This window comes from Streptomyces sp. NPDC001902 (genome assembly GCF_042891295.1).
Lineage (GTDB): Bacteria > Actinomycetota > Actinomycetes > Streptomycetales > Streptomycetaceae > Actinacidiphila.
The window spans coordinates 391,934-417,124 of record NZ_JBIATA010000001.1 but is presented as its reverse complement, the minus strand read 5'-3'; the positions used below and the strand labels follow the sequence as shown (position 1 = coordinate 417,124).

17 protein-coding genes and 5 tRNA genes are annotated in these 25,191 nt (G+C 72.1%); 12 read left to right on the top strand and 10 right to left on the bottom strand.

The window, feature by feature from the left end; translation table 11 throughout:
• The coding region (locus ACFYYN_RS01965) for a hypothetical protein (protein ID WP_500544333.1) at window positions 1–1,598 on the bottom strand (1,598 nt) is incomplete at its 3' end.
• Between the two features lie 307 nt (window positions 1,599–1,905).
• Between ACFYYN_RS01965 and ACFYYN_RS01960 the strand changes: the two genes are divergently transcribed.
• From ACFYYN_RS01960 to ACFYYN_RS01950, 3 genes are all read left to right on the top strand, one after another.
• Window positions 1,906–2,586 carry a class I SAM-dependent DNA methyltransferase gene (locus tag ACFYYN_RS01960; RefSeq protein WP_500533713.1) on the top strand — a complete coding sequence of 227 codons (681 nt, stop codon included), beginning with the start codon at window positions 1,906–1,908 and terminating at the stop codon, window positions 2,584–2,586.
• Between the two features lie 19 nt (window positions 2,587–2,605).
• Entirely contained in the window at window positions 2,606–4,504 is a 1,899-nt protein-coding gene (locus tag ACFYYN_RS01955) for a SpoIIE family protein phosphatase (RefSeq protein ID WP_500544332.1), read from the top strand.
• A 123-nt stretch (window positions 4,505–4,627) separates the two neighbouring features.
• On the top strand, window positions 4,628–5,050 hold the full coding sequence (locus ACFYYN_RS01950) for a hypothetical protein (protein ID WP_500544331.1): 423 nt from the start codon (window positions 4,628–4,630) through the stop codon (window positions 5,048–5,050).
• Window positions 5,051–5,186: 136 nt separating this feature from the next.
• Here ACFYYN_RS01950 and ACFYYN_RS01945 read toward each other — a convergent pair whose 3' ends face one another.
• The 7 genes from ACFYYN_RS01945 to ACFYYN_RS01915 form a co-directional block, all read right to left on the bottom strand.
• Window positions 5,187–5,771, bottom strand: coding sequence for a DUF4352 domain-containing protein (locus tag ACFYYN_RS01945; RefSeq protein WP_500544330.1), 585 nt, complete (start codon window positions 5,769–5,771; stop codon window positions 5,187–5,189).
• A gap of 452 nt (window positions 5,772–6,223) precedes the next feature.
• Window positions 6,224–6,296 (bottom strand) — tRNA-Lys (locus tag ACFYYN_RS01940).
• A gap of 89 nt (window positions 6,297–6,385) precedes the next feature.
• On the bottom strand, window positions 6,386–7,945 hold the full coding sequence (locus ACFYYN_RS01935; protein ID WP_500544329.1) for an amino acid permease: 1,560 nt from the start codon (window positions 7,943–7,945) through the stop codon (window positions 6,386–6,388).
• 59 nt (window positions 7,946–8,004) lie between these two features.
• A complete protein-coding gene (locus tag ACFYYN_RS01930; RefSeq protein ID WP_500544328.1) occupies window positions 8,005–11,112 on the bottom strand; it encodes an FG-GAP-like repeat-containing protein in 3,108 nt (1,035 codons plus the stop codon).
• Window positions 11,112–11,243: a hypothetical protein gene (locus ACFYYN_RS01925; protein ID WP_500544327.1), complete on the bottom strand. Its 132-nt coding sequence runs from the start codon at window positions 11,241–11,243 to the stop codon at window positions 11,112–11,114. Before ACFYYN_RS01925 ends, ACFYYN_RS01930 begins: the two co-directional genes overlap by 1 nt.
• Window positions 11,244–11,493: 250 nt before the next feature.
• Window positions 11,494–13,566, bottom strand: coding sequence for a DEAD/DEAH box helicase (locus tag ACFYYN_RS01920; protein WP_500544326.1), 2,073 nt, complete (start codon window positions 13,564–13,566; stop codon window positions 11,494–11,496).
• 208 nt (window positions 13,567–13,774) lie between these two features.
• The gene (locus tag ACFYYN_RS01915; protein ID WP_500544325.1) at window positions 13,775–14,263 is read right to left on the bottom strand and encodes a hypothetical protein; all 489 of its coding nucleotides are present in this window, start codon (window positions 14,261–14,263) and stop codon (window positions 13,775–13,777) included.
• Between the two features lie 263 nt (window positions 14,264–14,526).
• Here ACFYYN_RS01915 and ACFYYN_RS01910 point away from each other — a divergent pair, with 263 nt between their 5' ends.
• The 8 genes from ACFYYN_RS01910 (at window position 14,527) to ACFYYN_RS01875 (ending at window position 21,821) form a co-directional block, all read left to right on the top strand.
• Window positions 14,527–14,877, top strand: a complete 351-nt coding sequence (locus ACFYYN_RS01910; protein ID WP_500322617.1) for a metallopeptidase family protein — start codon at window positions 14,527–14,529, stop codon at window positions 14,875–14,877.
• A gap of 48 nt (window positions 14,878–14,925) precedes the next feature.
• Complete coding sequence (locus ACFYYN_RS01905) at window positions 14,926–16,521, top strand: metallophosphoesterase family protein (protein ID WP_500544324.1); 1,596 nt, start codon at window positions 14,926–14,928, stop codon at window positions 16,519–16,521.
• A gap of 93 nt (window positions 16,522–16,614) precedes the next feature.
• Window positions 16,615–16,687, top strand: a tRNA-Glu gene (locus tag ACFYYN_RS01900).
• A gap of 321 nt (window positions 16,688–17,008) precedes the next feature.
• Window positions 17,009–17,083: transfer RNA gene (locus tag ACFYYN_RS01895), tRNA-Asp, on the top strand.
• A gap of 4 nt (window positions 17,084–17,087) precedes the next feature.
• Window positions 17,088–17,164: transfer RNA gene (locus ACFYYN_RS01890), tRNA-Phe, on the top strand.
• A gap of 236 nt (window positions 17,165–17,400) precedes the next feature.
• A complete protein-coding gene (gene hrpA, locus ACFYYN_RS01885) occupies window positions 17,401–21,327 on the top strand; it encodes an ATP-dependent RNA helicase HrpA (protein ID WP_500544323.1) in 3,927 nt (1,308 codons plus the stop codon).
• Window positions 21,328–21,399: 72 nt separating this feature from the next.
• Window positions 21,400–21,474 (top strand) — tRNA-Asp (locus ACFYYN_RS01880).
• 137 nt (window positions 21,475–21,611) lie between these two features.
• Window positions 21,612–21,821, top strand: a complete 210-nt coding sequence (locus ACFYYN_RS01875) for a DUF6274 family protein (RefSeq protein ID WP_500322614.1) — start codon at window positions 21,612–21,614, stop codon at window positions 21,819–21,821.
• A gap of 264 nt (window positions 21,822–22,085) precedes the next feature.
• Here ACFYYN_RS01875 and bldC read toward each other — a convergent pair whose 3' ends face one another.
• Together bldC and ACFYYN_RS01865 are read right to left on the bottom strand one after the other, a co-directional pair.
• Window positions 22,086–22,292 (bottom strand): developmental transcriptional regulator BldC, encoded by a 207-nt coding sequence (gene bldC / locus ACFYYN_RS01870; protein ID WP_003949541.1) that lies wholly within the window; start codon window positions 22,290–22,292, stop codon window positions 22,086–22,088.
• Window positions 22,293–22,775: 483 nt separating this feature from the next.
• The gene (locus ACFYYN_RS01865; RefSeq protein WP_500337251.1) at window positions 22,776–23,630 is read right to left on the bottom strand and encodes a DUF8083 family protein; all 855 of its coding nucleotides are present in this window, start codon (window positions 23,628–23,630) and stop codon (window positions 22,776–22,778) included.
• A 173-nt stretch (window positions 23,631–23,803) separates the two neighbouring features.
• Between ACFYYN_RS01865 and ACFYYN_RS01860 the strand changes: the two genes are divergently transcribed.
• On the top strand, window positions 23,804–24,910 hold the full coding sequence (locus ACFYYN_RS01860) for a Leu/Phe/Val dehydrogenase (RefSeq protein WP_500322612.1): 1,107 nt from the start codon (window positions 23,804–23,806) through the stop codon (window positions 24,908–24,910).
• The last annotated feature ends 281 nt before the right edge of the window (window positions 24,911–25,191 follow it).

Genomic DNA, 25,191 nt, shown 5'->3' with positions numbered 1-25,191 from the left:
TCGGCCACCGGCTCCGGCTCTGCAGGCGCAGCCTCCGGCTCCACGACGGCCTCGGGCTCAGCCTCGACAGGCGCAGCCTCCGCAACCGGCTCGGGCTCCACGGCAGGAGCCTCCGCGGCAACCGGCTCTGCCTCGGCGGGAGCAGGTGCCTCCACCGTCACGGGCTCCGCGACGGCTTCCGCCTCGGGCTCGGCGGCAGGCGTTTCCTCGGCCACCGGCTCCGGCTCTGCAGGCGCAGCCTCCGGCTCCACGACGGCCTCGGGCTCAGCCTCGACAGGCGCAGCCTCCGCAACCGGCTCGGGCTCGGCCTCGGCTGCGGGGGCCTCCTCGACCACCGGCGCCTCGGCGACAGGCTCCGCTTCGGCGGGAGCAGGTGCCTCCACCGTCACGGGCTCCGCGACGGCTTCCGCCTCGGGCTCGGCGGCAGGTGCTTCCTCGGCCACCGGCTCCGGCTCTGCAGGCGCAGCCTCCGGCTCCACGACGGCCTCGGGCTCGGCCTCGACAGGCGCGGCCTCCGCAACCGGCTCGGGCTCAGGCTCGGGCTCCACGGCAGGAGCCTCCGCGGCAACCGGCTCCGTCTCCGCGGGAGCGGCCGGCGCTTCCTCCGTCACCGGTGCCTCGACCACCGCGGCCTCGGCAACGGCCTCCGCCTCCGGCTCCGCAGGAGTCCCCTCCGCCGCTTCCGACGTGGTGCGCGGTTCGGGGACGACGGGGGTCTCCGTCTCGCCCAGCAGCGCGACGACCTCGGCCGTGTCCGCCCGACGCTCCGTCAGCTCCTCGAGCACCGCGCCGAGGCCCTGCTCCTCCAGGCGGTCGCGGGTGGCCTTGAGGTTGGGCAGGCGGTACAGCGTGCCCTCGTCCGCGGCGAGGCGGTCGAGGAGCTCCACGAGCTCCTCGAAGGGCAGGCTGTCCAGCGCGGCCTCGGAGCGCAGGAGGCGGCCCAGTTCGGTGAGCCCGGCGACGGCGGCCTCGGCGGCGCGGGAGGCGTCGTCGAGGAAGTCCGCGTCCGTGGGGACGGCCGGGCGGCCGGCGCCGCCGAGGGCGGCCCAGTCGGTGCGCTCGGAGGCCGCGGAGGCCAGGGCGGTGTGGGCGGCGTCGCGCCGCGGCCGCCCGGTGGCCAGCCCGCGGACGCGTCCGCGCAGCGAGCGGCGGCGCAGCCAGGTGACCTTCACCCCGCGGTCCCGGCGCCAGGCGCCGCTCGCGGTGGCGGCGACCAGGTCGTCCAGCTCGGCCTCGGCCACGTCGTACACGTCGGCGCTGAGCGTGCGCAGCGTCAGGCGTACCCGCAGCAGCAGCGACACGGCCCGGCCGCTCTCGGCCACCGTGCGGGGGGCGTCGATGCCCAGGGCCTCGGACTCCTCCAGGCGGCGTGCGGCGGCGCGCAGCGCGGGCAGGTCACGGCCGCGCAGCTCCGCGAGGACGGTGGAGGCGGCGCGGGCCTCCTCGGGGCCGGCGACGGTGTCCACGGCCGCGTACCAGGCGTGGGTGTCGGTCGTCAGCGTGAAGCCGCCGAGCTCCGCGTAGGCGCGCAGGTCGTCGCGCGCCTCCGCGGGGAGGGAGGCGATGTCGGCGGTGCTGTGCAAGGAGGGTGCGGTCATATGAGGTCCGGTTCGTGGCAAGTGCGGTGGGCGTCGGCGGCGTGCGCGCGGCGGAGCGGCCCCGGTCCGGCGTGCTCGCGGTGGCCCCACGATACGGGCGTGGTCCACCCCGGCGCACGCGCCCCGTCCGTAACGGACGGCACGGCGGCACCACCCGTGCACGGAGAGAGAGGGAGCGGACGCCCCTTGTGACTCCGGTGGCGTCCCGTGGCTCCTGCGACGCCCGTGGCCAGAGGGTCAGATTCCATCAAGAGGCGACAAAAGGACTCCATGGGATAATTCGAAGTGGGCACGAAAGGGATTTTTCGTGATCGACAAGACCGTGTGGGGCGGTTATGAGAGCGGCCGGCCTGACCGGAGCGGCCAGGCCGAGGCGTTCGACGCCATCGGGGACCGCTACGACGAGGCCTTCCCGCACAAGGAGGGGCAGTTCTCCGCCGGCCTGTGGCTCGTGGACACCCTGCCGCCCGGGTCCCGCGTACTGGACCTCGGCTGCGGCACCGGACTCCCCACCGCCCGGCAGCTGAGCGACGCGGCGTTCGACGTCGTGGGCATCGACCTGTCCGAGGGCATGCTCGAACTGGCCCGGACGTACGTCCCCCACGCCACCTTCCACCAGCTGGACATCGCCGACCTGCGCCCCGGCGGCCCGGCCCCGTTGGGCCGCTTCGACGCCGTCGCGGCCTTCTTCTCCCTGCTGATGCTGCCGCGCGCCGAGATCCCGCACGCCCTCCGCACGATCCACCATCTGCTGGTCCCGGGCGGGCTGTTCGCCCTGTCGATGGTGGAGGCCGACGTGGACGACTTCGCCATCCCGTTCCTGGGCTGCACCATCCGCGTCTCCGGTTACCTCAGGGAGGAGTTGCTGCACGTCATCGAGTCGGGCGGCTTCGAGATCGTCAAGGAGTTCTCGTACACCTACGCCCCGGCCTTCAGCGACGTACCGCCGGAGGAACAGGTGTTCCTCTGTTGCCGGCGGATCGGCTGAGGCGGGACGGGACCAGGACGTGGCGCGGCACCGCACCCCAGGCGAAGACCCCGGCCCGACCGGGGGCGGAGCGGAACCTCCCGAGCGGCGCACGCCATGGCCCCGGGACGCCGACGCGCCCCGCGCGCCCGGGCAGCCGCAGACCGACCGGCTCCGCTACCTCGACGCCGCGACCCGGCGCATCGCCGCCGGCATGGACCTGGACGAGACGCTGCGCGAGCTGGACACGGCGGCCGTCCCCGCCTTCGCCGACACGATCTTCGTCCATCTGCACGACCCGCTGCTGACCGAGGAGGGTACGCAGGTCCGGGACACCGCGGGTCCCGTCGTCCTGCACCTGCACCCCACCCGGCGGCGCACCCCGGAGCGGCCGTCACCGGGACTGCCGTCACCGGACACGGAGGCCGCCGCGCCGGAGCCGCCGCAGATCGCGCTGCGGTGCGTCAACCGCCCCGGAGCGCAGGGGGTGTCGGAGTGCGTCCGGCTCAGCGCCACCGGCCGGCTCACCCGGCTGCTGCGGGAGGGCCGCCCGGTCTTCGGCGACGCCCCCGGCATCGCGACCGCCGTCAGGGAGCTGCTCGGCCCGGTGGTCGGGCCGCCCGGCACGCTGCCACCCGGCCGCCGCCTGATCATCGCCCCGCTGCACGGCCGCAACCGCCTCATGGGCACCCTCACCCTGCTGCGCCGGCCCGAGCGGGCCCCCTTCACCGCCGACGACCTGCTGGTCGCCTCGCAACTGGCGACCCACACCGCGCTCGGCGCCCACAAGGCCCTGATGTACGGCCACGAGGCGTCCGTCGCCGACGCCCTGCAGCGCACCATGCTCCCGGCCTCCCTCCCCGAGCCCACCGGGGTCCGGCTGGCCAGCCGCTACCTGCCCGCCTCCGAGACCGCGCGGGTGGGCGGCGACTGGTACGACGCCATCCCGCTGCCCGGCAGCCGCGTCGCGCTCGTCGTCGGCGACGTGATGGGCCATTCGATGACCTCCGCCGCGATCATGGGCCAGCTGCGCACCAGCGTGCAGGCCCTCGCCGGCCTCGACCTGCCCCCGGACGAGGTCCTGCACCACCTCGACGAACAGGCCCAGCGGCTGGGCATCGAGCACATCGCCACCTGCCTGTACGCGGTCTACGACCCCATCTCGCACCGGCTGCTGATCGCCAACGCCGGCCATCTGCCGCCCGTCGTGCTGCTCCCCGGCGGCAAGGGCGAGGTGCTGCCCGTACCCGCGGGCGCGCCGATCGGCGTCGGCGGCATCGACTTCGAGACCGTCGAGATGCCCGCGCCCACCGGGGCCACCCTGCTCCTCTACACCGACGGCCTGGTCGAGTCCCGCGGCCACGACATCTGGACCGGCGTGGAGAACCTGCTGGCCCGCATCCAGACACCTGGCCGCGACCTCGTCCCGCCGCCCCTGGAGGCCTTGTGCGACCAGGCGCTCGGCGACCTGGGCCCCGGCGGCTCCCGCGACGACGACATCGCGCTGCTCGCCGCCCGCTTCGACGGCTTCCCCACGCACAGCGTCGCCTACTGGTACCTCGCCCCCCAGCCCGAGACCGCCTGCCGGGCCCGCCGCCTGACCCGCCGCGCCCTGCACCGCTGGGGCCTCGACCCCATGCTGGAGACGACCGAACTGCTTGTCAGCGAGGTCGTCACCAACGCCGTCCGCTTCGCCTCCCGCCCCATCACCCTGCGCCTCCTGCGCACCGACGTGCTGCGCTGCGAGGTCGGCGACGACTCGCCCCTGGTCCCCCGGGTGCACCGGGCCGGACCGGAGGACGAGCACGGCCGCGGCCTGTACGTCGTCGACCGCCTGGCCGACCACTGGGGCGCCCGGCGCCTGGGCACCGGCAAGGTCGTCTGGTTCGAACTCCCCATCCCCGACGAGGCCCGCCGCCGCGGCACGACCCCGGCGTAGCGGCCGCCGGGGCCCTGCCCGTCCGTCACCACCACCCCGGGGCCGACGACTTGCCCGCATGTCACACCCCTGCCGCAGGCCGCCTCCACCACCTAAGGCAGGGCGAAAGGTCATAATCCCGACATGCGCACACACATCACCGCAACCACACTGCTGCTCGCCGTCGCGGGCGCGGCCCTCAGCGGCTGCAGTTCCTCCGCCGACACCGCCGCCACGGCGCCCGAGACCGCCGTGTCGTCCGCGTCCCCGGTCTCCCAGGCCGACCCCGAGAAGTCCCTGCCCGAGGCGGGGATCCCGGCCTCCCCCACGGGAGCCGACCGGGCCGCGCTCATCGCCGCCCTGCAGGCCATCAACCCCGACTTCGCCAAGGACCCCGACAAGGCCATCGACGCCGCCCGCAACCTGTGCGGCGCCATCAACAGCAACGACCCCCAGGCGGACGCGGAGGCCGCCCGGAGCTTCACCTACCACGACAACCAGCTCACCGAAGCCCAGGGCAAGGCCATCAACGACACCCTGAAGCGCCTCAAGTTCTGCGACGGCTGACCCCGCCGTCCGACCCCGCGAACGCCTCGGGCCCCCGTCCGGATGCACTCCGGACGGGGCCCCGCGGTAGGGCGCCCGGGCCCCGAACCGGACGCCCCGACGCGCCCTCAGGACCGCGACGGCGATTCCCCGGCGGCTACTTGACGTTCCACTGGCCGGTCTCGTCGGCGAAGCCGCTGTCGAGAGCCATCTGGAGCTTGGTGATCTTCGACGCCTTGGGGACCTCGAAGACCACCCACCCGAGCCCCTTGGCACCCTTCGTCAGGCGCAGGTCGCTGGACATCGCGGGCCCGGCGGTCACCTCCCCGAAGGTGGTCTGGAACTGCTGTCCGTCGGTGTCGGTGACGGTCAGCCCGTTGCCGGGGCTGTCGGAGTAGACGGCGGTGCCGGCATTGGTCAGGCGGAGCTGGGCGGCGACCCACCGCTTCCCCTTCGCGGGGGTCATGAACTCGTCGCTGCTCTTGGCCGGGTCGACCCACTTGACCAGGGTGACGTCGATCCGGGAGCCGTCGTCCATACCGTGGAGGCTGAGGGTGTCGCCGATGCCGGCGTCCTTCTTCGGCTCGTCCGCGGACTTCGCGGGCTTGCCGGCGCCGCCGTCCTTGCCGGCGGCCTCGGTCTTGACGGGCTTGGTGCTGACGGTCGTCGGCTCGGCACAGGCGGTCAGGCCGGCGGCGAGGACGGCGACGGCCACGATGGGCATGGCGAACTTCGCGTGCATTTGTTCCCCCCAGGGATGGCATATGCGGGTTGGCGAAAATGAGTATGCCTCGGCGCCACGCATGTGAACACGGTTTACAGACGTAGTGGCTGTGTCGTGACACGTCAGTGACGAGCCCAAGACCCGCCGCCGCACCCCCGGGCAGGGAGGATGCCGGGCCCGGAGGCCGGGGATCGTCGCACCCGGCGGCCGTGGCGACACCCGCCGACGCCCGCGAGGACGCCGATGGTTGGAAGCGGCCGACGGGTGGCCCTCCACATGTGAGCGAAGCCACCGAGGAGTTGACCGAGCGCGCCGCCGCCGCGGTCGGGCACGGAAGACGTGACCCGCCGGCACTGCCGTTCACGGATCGCTCACGCAGGAGCCTGGGGAAGAGGCTGCGGCCCCACCGGTCCGAACCGGTGGGGCCGCATTCACGCAGGACAGCGGTGGCGAGACCAACCGCCTGCGGGTAGGCCGTGTGGGACTCGAACCCACAACCAATGGATTAAAAGTCCACTGCTCTGCCAATTGAGCTAACGGCCCGCACCCCGCAGCATAGCCGGACGGCGGCCGTGGCTCCGAGCGCATTCGGCCCGTGCGGCGCGGCCGCCGCCGGCGAGGGGGCGGGGAGGTCAGCCGGAAGGGTCGGCCGGGGCGGGGGCAGGGACCGGGTCGGGGAGCTCGGCGGAGGCGGGGCCGCGGTCCCGGAGGAACCAGTGGCGGGCGGAGACGAACCACCACGTCGCGGCGAAGCCGAGGACGACCAGCACCGCGATCGGCGCGTAGTTGAAGGTGTCGACCGTGACCGGGCTGACCTGGGGCAGCATGAAGAGCACGGTGATGAAGACGACCCACGTCACGGCGATGACGCCGATCGGGCGGGACCAGCGGCCGAGGTGCCAGGGGCCGCGCTCGAAGGCGTCCCCCTTGCCGAGGCGCAGGAAGGTCGGGATGACGTACGCGATGTAGAGGCCGATGACGGCGATGGAGGTCACTGCGGCGTACGCGGTCAGGTTGATCAGGTACGGCAGGCCCAGTACGAGCGCGCCGAGCGCGGCCAGCCAGACGGCGTTGGTGGGCGTCTTGGTCCGCGGGTTGATGCGGTGCCAGACCGCGGAGAAGGGCAGCGCCCCGTCGCGCGAGAAGGCGTAGATCATGCGGCTGTTGGCGGTGACGGAGGCCATCCCGCAGAAGAGCTGGGCGCCGATGACGACGAGCAGCAGGAGCTTGCCGCCGACGTCACCGAGGCCGTCGATGAGGATCTGCGCCGGGGGGACGCCGGTCGGCGTGTCGAGGACGTCGTCGTAGGACCGGATCGCGTACGTGAAGCCGAGCAGCAGCACGAAGCCCGCGATCCAGGAGATCCATATGGAGCGGACGATGCCGCGCGGCCCGGCGGTGGCGGCGTCGTGGGTCTCCTCGGTCATGTGGGCGGAGGCGTCGTAGCCGGTGAAGGTGTACTGCGCCATCAGCAGGCCGAGCAGGACCACGTAGAAACCGCTGCCCCAGCCGGTGTTGTTGACGAAGTGGGTGAAGACGAACGACGTCGACTGGTGCCGGTCCGGCACGAAGGCGAGCGCGCCGACGATCAGGCCGACGCCGAGCACGTGCCACCACACGCTGATGTCGTTGAGGAGCGCGACGATGCGGACGCCGAAGGTGTTGAGCAGCCCGTGCAGCAGCAGGATCGCGGCGAACAGGACGATCGTGTGGCCGGGGGTGCTGCTGAAGCCGAACTGCAGGTCCAGGTACGCGTTGAGGAAGCTCGCGGCGCCGAAGTCGATGCCGGCGGTGACGGCGACCTGGCCGAGCACGTTGAACCAGCCCGCGAACCAGGCCCAGGCGGCGGCGCTGCGCGGCGGGGCGAGCCGGTGGGCCCAGTAGTACAGGCCGGCGGAGGTCGGGTACGAGGAGCAGATCTCGGCCATCGCCAGGCCGACGACCAGCGTCATGAGCCCGACCGCCAGCCAGCCCCAGGTGATCACCGCGGGGCCGCCGGTGTTCATGCCGAAGGCGTAGAGGGTCAGGCAGCCGGAGAGGACCGAAATGATGGTGAAGGAGACCGCGAAGTTGGAGAACGCGGACATCCGGCGGGCCAGCACCTGGGTGTAGCCGAGTTGGCGTAGGCGTTCCTCGTCGGAGACCGGGGCCGGGGGCCCGGCGGCCCCGCCCGGTTCTTTTGGAATTGTCATGCCCCCAGCGATTCCCTCGCCGGGGGCGTGATATGCGTCACAGACGCGTCCGGAACTGGCTAGAAAAGGCTCTTGTACACGCCCCAGCCGGTGCCGATCTTGGTGCGGCTGCCGAAGGTGCCCTTGCCGGTGCCGGCGTAGCGGTACAGGTTCCCCGCGGTGTCCCGGGCGATCAGGTCGCCCTTGCCGTCACCGGTGATGTCCCCCACGCCCGCCAGCGCGTTGTACGAGGCACCCCAGTTCGAGGCGAGCTTCACCCGCGGCCGCAGATGCCCCTTGCCGTCACCGTCGTAACGCCACAGGACGTTCGCCTTGTCCTGGGCCAGCAGATCACCGATCCCGTCACCGTTCAGGTCCCCGGCACCCACGATCTTCTTGTAACCCGTCCACTTCGACGCCAGCTTCACCCGCGCCGCCAGCTTCCCGGTGCCGGTGGCCTTGTGCAGCCACACGTCCGAAGTCGACGTCTGCCGGGCGATCAGGTCCGGACGACCGTCACCGCTCAGGTCACCCGCCGACGTCAGCACGTTGTACTGCTGGTAACCCGTTCCCAACGACAGGCGGGGGCTGCTCTTGGTGATCGCCCCCTGGCACCGGCCCGCGTAGCGGAAGAGCTCGCCCACGGTGTTCCGGACGAGGACGTCGGAGCAGCGGTCGCCGTCGAGGTCGCCGAAGGGGACGAACCGGTACCCGGTGTTCCACCCGGGGGTGGCACCGGCATTGCCCGCCCCCGGGGTCGGGAAATCGAGCATGCCGTCGGAGGCCAACGCCGCCAGCTCCCCGTCCCCGTCCGCGTCGAGGTCCCGCCAGGCGCTCCTGGCCCCGGCCAGCCGCATGGTTCCGGTGTGCGCCGTACGGAAGCCGCTGCCGTCGCCCACGTCCACGCTCAGCGTCCACGTGTGGCGGCCGCCCGTCACCACGGCGCCGTGGTCGTCGGTGCCGTTCCACTCCGTCGTGATCCGCGCCCCCTCGTGGGCGGTGCCACGGACGGTGCGCACGGCCTTGCCCGCCGCGTTCCGGAAGGTGAGGCTCCAGCCCGCCGGCGGCCGGGACAACTGCCAGGTGCCGTGCCAGACGTTCTGGGGACCCGGCCACCTCAGGTTGATGTAGTCGTCCGTGGTGGCCTCGATCGACGTGACCGGCGAGCGCGGCACGGTGACGCGCTTGACGTGGATCCTGTCGCCGGCGTCCACGAAGGCGACGTCCCCGCCGTACTTGTCGACGGTCCAGCTGATCCGGCGGTCGGAGACCAGCTCGTCCTCCGCCGGCAGGTCGGCGAACTCGCCGGTGACCGCCGCCGTACCCGCTCCGCCGTGGAAGTCGGTCAGCAGCAGCTTGCCCGCCGCACGGTCGTGGCGGACGAGGAAACCGTCGCCGAGCAGGGCCTCGCCCGAGGGCACGGCGATGCTCTTCCTGCCGGTGCGGTCCCAGACGCCCGCCTTGCCCGTCGGCCCGCAGGACCAGTACACCCAGCGGCCGACCGTCTGCAGTTCCTGCGGCACGCAGCCGGCTCCGACGTCGACGGCCGACGAGGTCTTGCGGGTCTTCAGGTCGAACACGTCGAGCGTGCCCTTGGCCGGTCCCGGTTTCCACAGTTCGGTGCCCCAGACCGAGGCGGCCGAGGTGGTGCGGGTCAGCGTGACGTTGTTCTCCCGGTGCTGTTCGAAGTCCCCCACGTACTGCTTGCCCCCGGTGCCGTCGCCGGCGACGGTGTAGCGCCCGGAGGAGTCGACGATCCGGTTGCCGGTGCTCGGCAGGATGACCGAGGCCAGCGAGCTCGGGGTGCGGGGCGAGTTCACCGAGGCCCCGTGATCGGCGTACGCGGTGTGCCCGTCGCCCAAGGCGTGGAGTTCGACGCAGTCGGAGCCCGCCTGGCAGGGCCTGTACCAGTCGTGGAGCGGGAAGAGCAGCGTCCGCGGCCCGGGCTCGGGGGCCCCGGTCGGCGCCAGGTCGAACTCGTACAGCGACCGCAGGGAGCCGCCGTCCGCGTCGGTGGCGACGGACAGCTTCCCCGCGCCGAGCGCGAGGCCGTCGACCCGGGAGTTGACCGCGTGGAGGGGCATGACCTCGGTGACCACGGGCTGGGCTCCGGAGGCCGTCACCCGGCGCACCGCCCAGTCCGTCACGCCGCTGCCGCCGACGACCAGCACACTGCCGTCCGCGGCGATGACGAGCTGGTTCGTGGCGTACGTCAGCAACGTCCGGGCCTCACCGCCGTCCACCGGGACCACGCTCAGCGTCTCGCCCGGGCGCGACCTCAGCGGTTCCGGGGCACGCGCGACCACGATCCAGTCACCCACGAGGGCCAGCGTCACCGCGGGCTGGAAGGACGCGCCCTCCAGCGGGGGGATCACGACCGCCCCGGGTTCCGCGGCCGTGTCGGCGCGCGGGACGACCCAGGCGGTCAGAGCGCCCGCGGAGCCGAACCAGCCGAGCACACGGTCGGCGGACAGCGCGATCCTGGACGGTGGCGTGGCCAGCGAGCCGAACAGGCCGGTGACCGCGCCGGTGGCGTAGTCGACCAGCACCAGACGCTTGCCGGAGGGGCCGCCGCCCAGTTCCAGCACCGCGCCGCGCAGGTCCTGGGCGACGGTGCGGACGGATGTGTACCCCTCCGGCAGCGCGTCCGACGGCAGGGCGACGTCGGTCACCTGCCCCTCGGCGGTGCGCAGCAGGTGCAGTCCGGTGATCGTGCCCCCGGCGGGCTTCTCGTAGGTGAGGACCTCGGACATCGTGAACGCGCCGGTGACGTACCGGCCGGTGGGAAGGGCCGTGACGACGCGCTCACCGCTCGCCAGGTCCAGCACCGACATGCTCTTCGACGCGGGGAAGCCCATGAGCCCCGAGTTGAGCAGGGCGCTCATGGCCGTGATCGTCGTCGTCCCGCCGCTCGCGAAGTCCGTCCACAGGTACGAGCCGTTGCCCTCCTGCGTGTGCAGGAAACCCGAGCCGCCGGCGGTGTACAGCGTGTCCCTGAACGGCGTGGAGCGCACACCGGCGGGGAAGACCGCCTCGGGAGGGGTGCCCGGGTCCGCGGCGGCCGGCAGCGCCACCGGGCCCAGCCCGGCGCCCAGCAGGACGATCACGGCGGCGGCGAGGGTCCTGCGGCGGGCGCCGGGGCCCGCCGCGGGAGTCCTGTCCGGAGCGGAGGTTCCCGTGCGGGCCATCAGAAGATCCCCTTGGAGGTGTCCCAGCCGGTGTCGGCCACGGCGGCCGTGCCGGACGAACCGAGTCCTACCGCGAGTACCGCGCTGACGAGCGCGGCCGGATTGCCGCGCACGAGGGCACGACGGGTCACCCGAACCTCCTGCATCCACAAGGCGAGAGGCGTGAGGGGCGAACGGACACGGCTCGGCGCGCGCGCACGAAAAGCGCTGCGCAGCTCTCAAGCCCCCCGGCTGTACCCCCCACGCAAGTCGCCAGAGCCTAACAGTCGGCGCACGGGAAGAGAAGGTCTGCACCAGCCGCCCGACCTGGGGCTTTCCCCGAAACGGCAGGGGCCCGGCAGATGGACGTCCATCTGCCGGGCCCCTGCCGTTCAGCTGGGGTCAGCCGTTGCGCTTCCAGCGCGGCTTGTCCGTGCGGCGGTCGAAGCCGCCGGTGGGGCGGTGATCGTCACGACGGCCGTACGGGCGGCGGTCGTTGGCGTCACGGTCGCGGTTGAACGCCGGGCGGTCGTCACGACGGTCCCGGTTGAAGGGGCGGTCGCCGCCGAAGTGGCGGTCACGCGACTCGTGGGGGCGCGCCGGGCGGTCGTCGCGGCGGTCGTAGGAACGCGCCGGGCGGTCGTCACGGCGCTCGAAGCCGCGGTCACGGTCACGGTCGCGGTTGAACGACGGGCGGTCGTCACGACGGTCGCGGTTGAACGACGGACGCTCGTCACGACGCTCGCGGTTGAACGACGGACGCTCGTCACGACGCTCGCGGTTGAACGACGGACGCTCGTCACGACGGTCCCGGTTGAACGACGGACGCTCGTCACGGCGCTCGTACCCGCGGTCACCGCGGTCCCGGTCGCGGAACGACGGGCGGTCGTCACGACGGTCGTCACGGCGGCGCTCGTAGTTGCCCCGGTCGTCACGGCGCTGGAACGTGCGCTGCTCCGGCGCGGAGCTCTCCGCGGCCGGGGCGGGGACGCTCGCCGCGGCGGCGACCGCCTCGGCGGCCTCGGCCTGGGCGGCCGCCACGGCGGCCTCCGGGTCCTCGCCGCGCTCACGGGCGGCACGGGCGGTGAGGCGGTCCGCCTCCTCGCGCAGTTCGGCGGCCCGCCGCTGCGCGCGCTCCAGGGACTTGACGAGGTCGGCGACCTCACGCTCGGCCTGCTGGGCGGCGTTGCCCGCCGCGTCCGCCTGCACCTCGGTCAGCGACCGGGCGCCGGTGATCTGGGCCACGTCCTCGTCGAACGCCCCGGCCCCTCCGACGACGTGGCGCGAGGCGTCGACGCCCGCGTCCTCCATCAGCCGGAAGATCTGCTTGCGCTGGTGCGGCAGGGCGAGCGAGACGACCGTGCCGGACTGGCCGGCGCGGGCGGTGCGGCCCGAGCGGTGCAGGTAGTCCTTGTGGTCGCCGGCCGGATCCACGTTGAGGACCAGGTCGATGCCGTCCACGTGGATGCCGCGGGCCGCGACGTCGGTGGCGACGAGGACGTTGACGTAACCGTCCTTGAAGTCCGCCAGGGTGCGGGTGCGGGCGCCCTGGGTCATGCCGCCGTGCAGGGCGTCGGCCTTGACGCCCGCGTCGCGCAGCTGCTCGGCGACGCGGTCGGCACCCATCTGGGTGCGGACGAAGATGATGGTGCGGCCCTTGCGGGCCGCGATGGCGGCGGTGACCGGGGCCTTGTCCTTGGGCTTCACGACCAGGACGTGGTGGGTCATGGTGGTGACCGCACCGGCCGAGGGGTCGACCTCGTGCGTGATCGGGTCCTTCAGGTACCGCTTGACCAGGGTGTCGATCTCGTTCTCCAGCGTGGCGGAGAACAGCAGCCGCTGACCACCGGCCGGGACCAGGTCGAGGATCTCGGTGACCTCGGGCAGGAAGCCCATGTCGGCCATCTGGTCGGCCTCGTCGAGGACGGCGATCTGCACCTGGTCCAGCGCGCAGGCGCCGCGCTCGATCAGGTCGCGCAGCCGGCCCGGGGTGGCGACGAGGATGTCGACGCCGCGCTCCAGGGCGTAGATCTGGTTCTGCATCGAGGTGCCGCCGCAGACGACCTTCATCTTCAGGCCGAGCACGTCGCCGTACGGCTGCAGCGCGTCCGCGACCTGCATCGCCAGCTCGCGGGTCGGGGTGAGGATCACACCGCGCGGACGCTTGCGCTCGGTGCGGCCCTCGGCCAGGGAGGTGAGCAGCGGCAGACCGAAGGAGAGGGTCTTGCCGGAGCCGGTACGGCCGCGGCCGAGGATGTCGCTGCCGGCCAGGGCGTCGGGGATCGTCGCCGCCTGGATCGGGAAGGGGGTGGTGACCCCGTTCTGCGCCAGCTTGCGGACGATCCCCTCGGGCAGGCCGAGGTCGCCGAAGGTCACGCTGGGGGTTTCGGGAGCGGTCTGCTCCTCGGTGACGGCCTCGTCGGTGCCGTCGGCGTCGATGGGCATGGCGGAACGGTCGGCAGTGTCAATAGACATGCTGAAGCTAAAACCTCTCGGAGATTTCGGCACGCGCCAGCTCCGGAGGTTGCTTACAACCGCCTCGATGCGGTCAGCCACAGGAGAAAAGGAACGCGCCAACGCGGCGCGCTTCGGTTCGGCGCCGGGCAATGGGATCAAACGATCTGCCAGCATACGCATACGAGACCGCTTTGGCCAATTCGGTGCTCTCGGCCCCTCCCGTTCCTCATGTGGCGCCGTTCACCGAGGGCGCGCTGGACGGCGACGGCTCGGGCGACCCGCCGCCCCCGGACGGCGGCGGCGAGCTGTCCGCCGGCGAGGACGTCGTCGACGGCCGGTCCGACGGGGGCGGGGACTGCGAGGGCCGCCCCGAGGACGAGGGGCGCCCCGACGGCTTCCCGCTGTGGGAGCGGTCCGGGCCCTGGGTCGGCCCCGGTACCGACTCCTGCGCCGACACCGAGGGCGAGCCGGCCCCGGGCGCGAGGGCCCCGGGCCGCCCCTCCACCCCGCCCGGGCCGCCGGGCAGCACCATCCCGCCGTCCTCCCAGGTCCCCCCGGCACCTCCGGCCTCCCCGGCGACACCGGAGGAGGCGCCCTTCGGGTGGGCGTCGCCGCCCGCGCCGCCCACGCTCACGCAGCCGGTCACGGAGCCCAGGGCGAGCACGGGCAGGAGCAGCACGGCCGCCGTACGCGCGCGGGCGGTGGCAGGGGTCACGGAGGCACCTCTGGTGGATCTGGCGGGACCGGTGGGTCCGGTGGGTCCCGCGGGGGCGTGGCGGGATCGGGTTCCGCGCTGCCCAACGGGCCCACGGCCCTCGGGGACACGCCCGTACGGGCGGGAGCGCGCCCCCGCGGCGACCGGCCCGCCCCCGCGCGGGTCACCGAACGGCTGCCACCCGGCGCCCCCTTGGCGCGCCCCGGTACCGCAATCCGCGCCGGACGCTGCCCGAACGGCCGTCCGTCCCGGACAATGGCGGTGTGCTGGAGATGTCACGCGAAGCGTTCGAGGAACTGGTCAGCGACGCGCTGGACCGGATCCCGCCGGAGCTGACCCGCGTCATGGACAACGTGGCGGTGTTCGTCGAGGACGAGCCCGACCCCGCCGATCCGGAGCTGCTGGGCCTGTACGAGGGGACGCCGCTGACCGAGCGCGGGGAGTGGTACGCGGGCGTCCTGCCGGACCGGATCACGATCTACCGCGGCCCGACCCTGCGCATGTGCAGCACGAAGGAGGAGATCGTGCACGAGGTCGCCACGACCGTCGTCCACGAGGTGGCGCACCACTTCGGCATCGAGGACGAACGCCTGCACGAACTCGGCTGGGGCTGAGCCCCGGTGGCCCCCGCGGGCGCGCGGGGGACGTCCGTCGGGCGGCGCATGGCCCGCGACGGCCGGGGGCATACGTCGGCAATGGTCCGTGTTCGCTCTCGTGTGCCCCGTATCCGTGACCTGTGGCGCCGCCGCCGCACCGCCGAACCGCCCGCCTCCTCCCTCCCCCTCCCGCCGGCCCGCCCCTGCCTGGGCGCGCTCGGGTTGCTCGCGGTGACCCTGGTGGGCGGCTGGCTCGGCCTGGTGGTGCTGGGCAGCATCGAGGAACCGGTCGGCCCGATGAACACCCGGATGTCGCTGCACCCGTCCTGGACCGGGGACACCAAGGTCAACATTGCCCCGCTGGGCTCCCTCCAGCTGGACAGCCACGACGGCCCGCTGCGTCTGGTCGTGGACGTCGACACCCTCGACCCCGACCGGGCCCGGACCCTGGTGCGGCACCCGGAGCGGATCAGCGGGCTGCAGAGCGAGGTCGCCGCCGACGTCGAGCACAGCACGACCGAGCTCGCGCTGCGGTCCTCGGTGGCCGCGCTGACCGGCGCCACCGCCCTCGGCCTGGCCGTCTACCGCAGGCCCCGCCGTGCCCTCGCCGCGGGCGGGCTCTCCCTCGCGGTACTGGCGGCCTGCGCCGGCACCGCGTACGGCACCTGGAACCCGCGCAGCGTCCTGGAACCCCGGTTCTCCGGGCTGCTGAGCAGCGCCCCCTCGGTGGTCGGCAACGCGCGCAGCATCGTCAGCGACTTCGACATCTACCAGCAGGAACTCGCCCGCCTGGTGACCAACATGACCAGGCTGTACGACGCGACGTCCACGCTGCCCGCGTACAACCCGGACCCGACCACGCTGCGCGTGCTGCACGTCTCGGACATCCACCTCAACCCGGCGGCTTGGCAGATCATCGAGTCCGTCGTCGCCGAGTACAAGATCGACGTGATCGTCGACACCGGGGACCTGATGGACCACGGCACCACCGCCGAGAACGGCTTCACCTCCGCCATCCCCGACCTCGGCGCGCCCTACGTCTTCGTCCGCGGCAACCACGACTCCATGGACAGCCAGCGCGCGGTCGCGGGCCGGGCCAACGCGTACGTGGTCGACGACGGCCGGTCCGTGGTCGTCAAGGGGCTGCGCATCGCCGGCATCGGCGACCCGCAGTTCACCCCGGACCGCTCGGTCGAGGCGGCCGGCGACCCGTCGGAACGGGTGGCCGGACAGGAGCTGGCCGACGCCATCCGGCGGCAGAACGCCACGGGCGCCAAGGTCGACATCGCCGTCGCCCACAATCCGATCGCCGCCGCCCAGACGGACGGCACCGTCCCGCTGATCCTCTCCGGGCACACCCACACCCGGGACGTCGACGTCCTCGAGCACGGCAGCCGGCTGATGGTGCAGGGCACCACCGGCGGCGGCGGACTGCGCGCCGTCGAGGGTGACACCCCCCAGAAGGTGGAGGCCTCCGTGCTCTACCTGGACCGGGACACCCACGCCCTCCAGGCCTGGGACGAGATCACCCTCGGCGGGCTCGGGCTGTCCACCGCCGAGGTCTCCCGCCACCTCCCGGAGGAGGTGGAGCCGGGCCGCGCCCCGTCCCCCTCCTCCTCCCCCTCGAAGGCGCCCTCCGCCACGGCGACGAGCAGCCCGTGAACCGGCCCGTAAACCGTTTTGGCGATCCCCCCTCGCATCCCATATCCTGCTGACGCGTCCCGACGGCCGAAGATTCGCCCGGCGGGCCACCCAGCCCTCATCGTCTAGTGGCCCAGGACGCCGCCCTTTCAAGGCGGTAGCACGGGTTCGAATCCCGTTGGGGGCACATACGTCGTCTGCGTCGTCCCGCAGACCATGCACGTTGGCAGTGCGGCCGGTTCACCGGCGGCGCTGCCTTCCGTGTTTTCCGGGCCGGAACCGGCGCCTCCCCCTCACAGGCCCGCAGGTCACGCGTGCGTGGCACCGCCCGGGGTCTGATACGCTGGTCCAGCGAGATCGGCCCGCCAGTGCGTGTCCGACCGGTCACCGAGAATCACCGACCGGGAGACGTCCACCGACGATCCGTTCTTCGCAGAGCGCGGCGGAATCCCGTTGGGAGCACGCACAAACGTGTGGGAGACTGTCTCTCGCGCAGAGCGCAACGCAAGGTCCTGTGGAGCAGTTTGGAGTGCTCGCCACCCTGTCAAGGTGGAGGCCGCGGGTTCAAATCCCGTCAGGACCGCGCTGGCTGGGTAGCTCAGTTGGTACGAGCGATCGCCTGAAAAGCGATAGGTCGCCGGTTCGACCCCGGCCCCAGCCACCAGCAACCCCCGTCGAGTTCCTCGGCGGGGGTTTCGCGTTCCCGGCGGCCGGCCCTCCCGGCGGGCCCCGCAACCGACCCCACGCGAGGGGGAGTCACGCCGGCCGTGCCGGTGCCGTCGCGAACACCACCCGCACCACCGTCGCCCACCGGGCCGCCGGGCCGGTCCTCCGGGGCGGGGATCGCCGGGGGTAATGCGTTCGCCCGGGGGGCGCGGCGGATGCGATGCTGGAACGCGTATGTCTACGCAGCCCCCCTCCCCCGCATTCGGCGAGCTCGGCGCACGGCTGGCCGAGCTCACCCTGCGCGACGCGCAGCGCCTCGGCCGTCGCCTGGACGGCGCACGCCGCATCCGCAAGCCCGAGGCCCGCTCGGCCGTGCTGACCGAGATCGGGGCGGAGATCGACAAGGCCGCGCTGAAGGCCGACGCGCGGCGCACCGCCATACCCGCGATCAGCTACCCCGAGCAGCTGCCGGTCAGCCAGAAGAAGGACGACATCCTCGAGGCGATCCGCGACCACCAGGTCGTGATCGTGGCGGGCGAGACCGGCTCCGGCAAGACGACGCAGATCCCCAAGATCTGCCTGGAGCTGGGCCGCGGCGTCCGCGGCCTGATCGGTCACACCCAGCCCCGCCGCATCGCCGCCCGCACGGTCGCCGAGCGTGTGGCGGAGGAGCTGCGCACCCCGCTGGGCGGGGCGGTCGGCTGGAAGGTCCGCTTCACCGACCAGGTCGGCGACGGCACGCTGGTCAAGCTGATGACGGACGGCATCATGCTGGCCGAGATCCAGACGGACCGGGATCTCCTCCAGTACGACACGATCATCATCGACGAGGCCCATGAGCGCAGCCTCAACATCGACTTCATCCTGGGCTACCTCGCCCAGCTGCTGCCCCGCCGGCCCGACCTCAAGGTCGTGATCACCTCCGCGACGATCGACCCCGAGCGCTTCTCCCGGCACTTCGGCGACGCGCCGATCGTCGAGGTCAGCGGGCGTACGTATCCGGTCGAGGTGCGCTACCGGCCGCTGCTGGCCGAAGGGGGCGGCGAGGCCGACGAGGCCGACCGCGACCAGATCACCGCGATCTGCGACGCGGTCGACGAGCTCCAGGCCGAGGGCCCGGGCGACATCCTGGTCTTCCTCTCCGGCGAGCGGGAGATCCGCGACACCGCCGACGCCCTGAACAAGAGGCAGCTGCGCCTCACCGAGGTCCTGCCGCTCTACGCGCGGCTGTCCTCCGCCGAGCAGCACAGGGTGTTCCAGCGCGGCACGGGCCGCCGCATCGTGCTGGCCACCAACGTCGCGGAGACCTCGCTCACCGTCCCCGGCATCCGGTACGTGATCGACACGGGCATGGCCCGCATCTCCCGCTACAGCCACCGCACCAAGGTGCAGCGGCTGCCGATCGAGCCGATCAGCCAGGCCAGCGCCAACCAGCGCAAGGGCCGCTGCGGCCGCCTCGCGGACGGCATCTGCGTCCGGCTGTACTCCGAGGACGACTTCCTGTCCCGCCCGGAGTTCACCGACGCCGAGATCCTCCGCACCAACCTGGCCTCCGTCATCCTGCAGATGACCGCCGCGGGCCTGGGCGACATCGCCCGCTTCCCCTTCATCGACCCGCCGGACGCCCGGAACGTCAAGGACGGCGTCCAGCTGCTCCAGGAACTGGGCGCGCTGGACGGCCAGAAGCTCACCCAGACCGGCCGCAAGCTCTCCCAGCTGCCGGTGGACCCGCGGCTGGCCCGCATGGTGCTGGAGGCGGAACGCAACGGCGTGGTCCGCGAGGTCATGGTGATCGCGGCCGCCCTGTCGATCCAGGACCCGCGCGAACGCCCCCAGGACAAGCAGCAGCAGGCCGACGAGAAGCACCGCCGCTTCGCCGACGAGACCAGCGACTTCATGGCACTGCTCAACCTGTGGCGGTACGTGCGCGAGCAGCAGAAGGCGCTGTCCTCCTCCGCCTTCCGTCGGATGTGCCGCACGGAGTTCCTCAACTACCTGCGCATCCGCGAGTGGCAGGACATCTACAGCCAGCTGCGCACGGTCGCCAAGACGATGGGCATCCACCTCGCCGAGGGCGACCACGAGGTCAACCTCCAGCACGTGCACCAGTCGCTGCTGGCGGGCCTGCTGTCGCACGTCGGCCTGAAGGACACCGACAGCAAGAACGAGTACCTGGGCGCCCGCAGCGCCAAGTTCGCGGTCTTCCCCGGCTCCTCGCTCTTCAAGAAGCCGCCGCGGTGGATCATGTCGGCCGAACTGGTGGAGACCTCGCGGCTGTGGGCGCGGGTCAACGCCCGCATCGAGCCGGAGTGGATCGAACCGCTCGCCCAGCACCTGGTGAAACGGTCCTACAGCGAACCGCACTGGGAGAAGGACCAGGCCGCGGTCATGGCCTTCGAGAAGGTGACGCTGTACGGCGTGCCGGTCGTGGCCGACCGCAAGGTCAACTACGGCAAGATCGACCCGGAGACCAGCCGGGAGCTGTTCATCCGCAACGCGCTGGTCGAGGGTGACTGGCGCACCCACCACCAGTTCTTCCACGACAACCGCAAACTGCTCGCGGAGGTCGAGGAGCTGGAGCACCGGGCGCGGCGCCGCGACATCCTCGTGGACGACGAGACGCTCTTCGACTTCTACGACCGCGTGGTGCCCGAACACGTTGTCTCCGGCGCGCACTTCGACTCGTGGTGGAAGCAACAGCGCAAGGAGCAGCCGGAACTGCTCAACTTCGAGCACTCCATGCTGATCAACGAGAACGCCGAGGCCGTCACCAAGGACGACTACCCCGACTCCTGGCGCCAGGGGAAGCTCAAGTTCCGTGTGACGTACCAGTTCGAGCCGGGCGCGGACGCGGACGGCGTGACGGTCCACGTCCCGCTGCAGGTGCTCAACCAGGTCACCCCGGACGGCTTCGACTGGCAGATCCCGGGCCTGCGCGAGGAGGTCGTCACCGAGCTGATCCGCTCGCTGCCCAAGGCGATCCGCCGCCACTACGTGCCGGCGCCGAACTACGCGAAGGCCTTCCTGGACCGCGTCGTCCCCGTGCAGGACCCTCTTCCCGAGACCCTCGCGCGGGAGCTGCAGCGGATGGTGGGCGTGCCCGTCACCGCCGAGGACTTCGACCTCGCCAAGGTCCCGGACCATCTGAAGATCACCTTCCGGGTGACCGACGAGCGCCGCCGCAAGCTGGCCGAGGACAAGGACCTGGAGGCGCTCAAGCTGCACTTGCGGCCGAAGACCAAGGCCGCGATCAGCAAGGCCTTCGACGCCGCGGGCTCCATCGGCATCGAGCGGCGCACGGGCCTGAAGCAGTGGACGGTGGGCGCCCTGCCGCGCACCTTCGAGACGCGGCGGTCCGGGCAGCCGGTCAAGGCGTACCCGGCGCTGGTCGACGAGGGCGAGAGCGTGGGCGTGCAACTCTTCGACACCGAGGCCGAGCAGGCCGCGGCCATGTGGCGCGGCACCCGCCGGCTGATCCTGCTGAACGTGCCCACGAACCCGGCGAAGTTCGCCGCGGACCGGCTGTCCAACCAGGACAAGCTCGCGCTCTCGCGCAGCCCGCACGGCTCGGTGACCGCCCTGTTCGACGACTGCGTCACCGCGGCCGCCGACCGGCTCATGGCCGAGCACGGCGGCCCGGCCTGGGACGAGGAGTCGTTCCGGAAGCTGTACGACTCGGTGCGGGCCGACCTCGTCGAGCTGACCGTCAGGACCGTCGCCCAGGTGCGCCAGGTGCTGGCCGCCTGGCAGGCCTGTGAGCGCCGCCTGAAGGCCGCCCAGAGCCTCGCCCTGGTGGCCAACCTCGCGGACGTCAAGGAACAGCTGGGAGCCCTCGTGGGGCCCGGTTTCGTGACCGCCACGGGGGTGCGCAGGCTGCCGGACCTGCTCCGCTACCTGGTGGCCGTCGACCGGCGGCTGCAGCAGATGCCCACGGGCGTCCAGCGCGACACCACGCGCATGGAGAAGGTCCGCGAGATCCAGACCGAGTACGCCGAGCTGCTGGCCGCCCAGCCGGCCGGGCGCCCGGTCCCCGAACGGGTGCGCGACATCCGGTGGATGATCGAGGAACTGCGGGTCAGCTACTTCGCGCACGCCCTCGGGACGGCGTTCCCCGTCTCGGACAAACGCATCTTCAAGGCCCTCGACGAAGCCTGGGGCTGATCGGGTTCGCAATCACCCTCTGACCTGCTGTACAGTCTTCCTCGCGGCCAGGGAACGACGGCCGCGAAACCTGGTCCTGTGGAGCAGTTTGGAGTGCTCGCCACCCTGTCAAGGTGGAGGCCGCGGGTTCAAATCCCGTCAGGACCGCAGTGAAAGCAAGGCCCGCGTCCAGCGAAGGACGCGGGCCTTCTTGCTGTGCGCGGGACGGACGGCGTGACCGGGACGCGGTTGCGGAGGGTGCGGGTCCCCTGGTTCCGGCCGTTCCCGCGTGGTACGCCTGGCACATGAGCGCGACGCCGAGGGACCCGGGCCCGCCACCCCGGGACGTGACGCGGGCGCTGCTGCGCGCGCACCTGGCGGCCGCGGCGGGGGGCGGACGGCGGCACCTGACCCGGCACTGCCCGGTGTGCCACCGGCTGATGCGGCTGACGTTGCGGCGCACCGCCGTCCCACTACCGCACGAGTCCGGAGGGGAACAAGACTCCGGCATGTGACGGGAGTCACGCGAAGAGCTCCGGCTCTGAGGGAACTTGGGGGCTCCTGTGGGACCGTCAATTTAATATGTGCAATTGCACTCATGACAGAGGGCCCAGTCCTCACAAGACGGACACACCACACGCACAAAAAAGATCGCACCGGAGCCGGCGGACTCCGGTGCGATCGACGTTTCCTACGGGCGTCCCTGATGGGGGCAGGGACCCTTCGGAGCGGGCGTTGCGGCGGGTTGGGGGCCCCGCGTGGACGCCCGTTTGTTCAGGTCAGGCCTCGCTGCGCTGCTGCGGAATGCCCGCGAGCAGTGCACGGACCTCCGCCTCGCGGTAGCGGCGGTGCCCGCCGAGCGTGCGGATGGACGTGAGCTTGCCAGCCTTGGCCCAGCGCGTGACCGTCTTCGGGTCCACGCGGAACATCGTGGCAACCTCAGCGGGGGTCAGCAGCGGCTCGGCATCAGGGGTGCGAGCGGTCATGAGCGGCCTCCTCGAGAGAACCGAACCAACACGGTTCTTTCCTCTAAATTCTGCACCTTGACCCGCGTTGCCCGAAATGGCGGACGCGGGCCGAGTCGGTAATAGGACGAACGGCTTGTCCTTGGCACTACAACTACACCATCTGTCCAGCCGTGTCGGCCAAACCGATGGATTTGCCCTCTGAGGTGTCTAAGCTCGACGGAAGCCGATGGACCGGGCCATAACGGACAGTCACGCTTGAGTGACGATCAGTCACAGCCAACCCACGAGCCACAGCCCCACCTCAAGGGGATGCAATCCCGGACATTCCACCCAGAGCGAGTGGAAAGAGGTCCTTCCGGACCCGATGTCCCATATTGTCATGGGGGGTGGGGATGAGGGCAAGACCCCTAAACGTGCTTTAGGTCACGCTTAGGCCAAAGGTACCGGTCGGCCGGACTCAGGACCAAAGTCCCTCCCCCACGACCGGCTCCCGACGGACCCTCAACTCGCGTACAGCAGTTCCCTGACGGCCCGCCAACGGTCGCTGAGCCGCTCGTAAGCCTCGCCGGCCCGGGTGCCGTCCCCGTCCCGCAGCGCGGCCAGCGCCTCCGCCACGTCGGCGGCGGACCGGTCCCCCGCGAGGGAGTCCGGGGCGATGGCGTGGACGAGCCCGCCGTAGTCGAGTTCGACCAAGGAGCGCGGGTGGAACTCCTCGAGCCAACGCCCTACATCTACCAGGCCGTCGATCAGGGGTCCCTCTTCGAGTGAATCCTTGAGCACCCGCAGCGCCCGGGCCGTCCGCCGGCGGGCCTGCACCATGGGGGTCCGGTAACGCATCACCGGCTGCTTGGACTCGCCCGCGCCCGCGGGTTCGTACTCACGCTCGGAATCGTCGAACAGCACGAACCAGCGCACCGGGACGTGCCACGTGGCCCCGCGGATCCAGGGCCGCGCATCGGCGTTCTCGGGCTTCTCCGCCCGCCACGCCGTGAAGTCGGCCTCCGCCTGCTCGCGCACGACCGGCGGCAGCACGGCGTCCACCACGGGGGCGGGGAACTCCTCGACCAGTTCGGACAGCGCCAGCCAGCCGCGCAGCCGGGTGCGCCAGGGGCAGACGTGGGTCACGCCGTCCACGACGGCGACGAAGGCGTCCCCGCTCTCGCGCACCGGGACGGCGACGGGCGGCACGGACAGCAGACCGGCCAGCGACTGGCGCAGTTCGTCCTGTGCGGACCGCTGAGCGCCCTGGGCGGCGTATCGGTACCAGTAGCCGCGATCGGGCTCCGGGAAGGCCGCCAGCGGCTCGTACACCCGCAGATACGCCGCGTACGGGACCAGCACCGATGACAAGCCCACACCCGCTCCCTCGTGACGGCTTCCGCCCTGGCATCGTCCCACGTCGCTTCCGGCACGGGGAGTGATCCACGACACTGGGAGGATGTTCACGGCCGGGTGGTTCTAGTCTTCTGCCAACCGGCCCTCCCCCACCCACCCGGAGGGCGACCTCTGGACATTCGGGAGTCACCACAGTGACCGACGTACGTCAGACACCCGGCATCGTCACCACGCTGTTCCGATCGGAGCAGGGCGGTCACGAGCAGGTCGTCTTGTGCCAGGACCGCGCCAGCGGCCTCAAGGCCGTCATCGCGATCCACTCCACCGCCCTGGGCCCCGCCCTCGGCGGCACCCGCTTCCACGCGTACTCCTCCGACGAGGCGGCGGTCGAGGACGCGCTCAACCTCGCCCGCGGCATGTCGTACAAGAACGCGCTCGCCGGCCTCGACCTCGGCGGCGGCAAGGCCGTCATCATCGGCGACCCGGACATGGACAAGTCCGAGGAGCTGCTGCTGGCCTACGGCCGCTTCGTGGCCTCGCTCGGCGGCCGCTACGTCACGGCCTGCGACGTCGGCACCTACGTGGCCGACATGGACGTGGTCTCCCGCACCGCCCCGCAGTGGACCACCGGCCGTTCGCCCGAGAACGGCGGCGCCGGCGACTCCTCCGTCCTGACCGCCTGGGGCGTCTTCCAGGGCATGCGCGCCTCCGCCCAGGCCAAGTGGGGCGACCCCACGCTGCGCGGCCGCAGGGTCGGCGTGGCCGGTGTCGGCAAGGTCGGCCACCACCTGGTGGAGCACCTGCTCAAGGACGGCGCCGAGGTCGTGATCACCGATGTTCGCGGCGAGGCCGTCGACCGGATCACCTCCCGTCACCCGCAGGTAACCGCCGTCTCCGACGCTGACGTCCTGGTCCGGACACCGCTGGACGTGTACGCCCCCTGCGCGCTCGGCGGCGCCCTCGACGACGACTCGGTGCCGGCCCTCACCGCCTCCATCGTCTGCGGCGCGGCCAACAACCAACTCGCCCACCCCGGCGTCGAGAAGGACCTGGCCGACCGCGGGATCCTCTACGCGCCCGACTACGTCGTGAACGCGGGCGGCGTGATCCAGGTCGCGGACGAGCTGCACGGCTTCGACTTCGAGCGGGCCCGCGCCAAGGCGACGAAGATCTTCGACACCACGCTCGCGATCTTCGAGCGCGCCGCGGCCGACGGCATCCCGCCGGCCGCCGCCGCCGACCGCCTGGCCGAGCAGCGCATGGCCGAGCGCACCCCGGCGGAGAGCTGGCTGCGCCCGTGAGCCATGGGGCCGCGGCGGTGCCGCGGCCCCTCCGGCACGCCCCCGTCCGCCTGTGGACGGGGGCGTGTCGTCCATCACAAAGCGGACACCCGCGGGGTGCCGCCGACGTACGGTGTCCGCGCGTCCTCACGAGTCGGGGCGGCTCCCTACGGGCCTCCGTGACGAGGGCCGCAGGCTGGACATCCGACCGTTACCACGCCCCGGCAGCCAGACCGCGGCGGAAGAAGGTAAAATCGCGATTGACCAGCCAGGACGGGGCCATCGCGGGCCCCTGCTCCGAC

Bases quoted from the DNA above. Each gene is read 5' to 3' on its own strand.
- ACFYYN_RS01950 (WP_500544331.1), top strand. From the start codon at position 4,628: ATGCGCACACACATCACCGCAACCACACTGCTGCTCGCCGTCGCGGGC.
- ACFYYN_RS01945 (WP_500544330.1), bottom strand. From the start codon at position 5,771: ATGCACGCGAAGTTCGCCATGCCCATCGTGGCCGTCGCCGTCCTCGCC.
- ACFYYN_RS01935 (WP_500544329.1), bottom strand. From the start codon at position 7,945: ATGACAATTCCAAAAGAACCGGGCGGGGCCGCCGGGCCCCCGGCCCCG.
- ACFYYN_RS01930 (WP_500544328.1), bottom strand. From the start codon at position 11,112: ATGGCCCGCACGGGAACCTCCGCTCCGGACAGGACTCCCGCGGCGGGC.
- ACFYYN_RS01920 (WP_500544326.1), bottom strand. From the start codon at position 13,566: ATGTCTATTGACACTGCCGACCGTTCCGCCATGCCCATCGACGCCGAC.
- ACFYYN_RS01905 (WP_500544324.1), top strand. From the start codon at position 14,926: ATGGCCCGCGACGGCCGGGGGCATACGTCGGCAATGGTCCGTGTTCGC.
- hrpA (WP_500544323.1), top strand. From the start codon at position 17,401: ATGTCTACGCAGCCCCCCTCCCCCGCATTCGGCGAGCTCGGCGCACGG.
- ACFYYN_RS01875 (WP_500322614.1), top strand. From the start codon at position 21,612: ATGAGCGCGACGCCGAGGGACCCGGGCCCGCCACCCCGGGACGTGACG.
- bldC (WP_003949541.1), bottom strand. From the start codon at position 22,292: ATGACCGCTCGCACCCCTGATGCCGAGCCGCTGCTGACCCCCGCTGAG.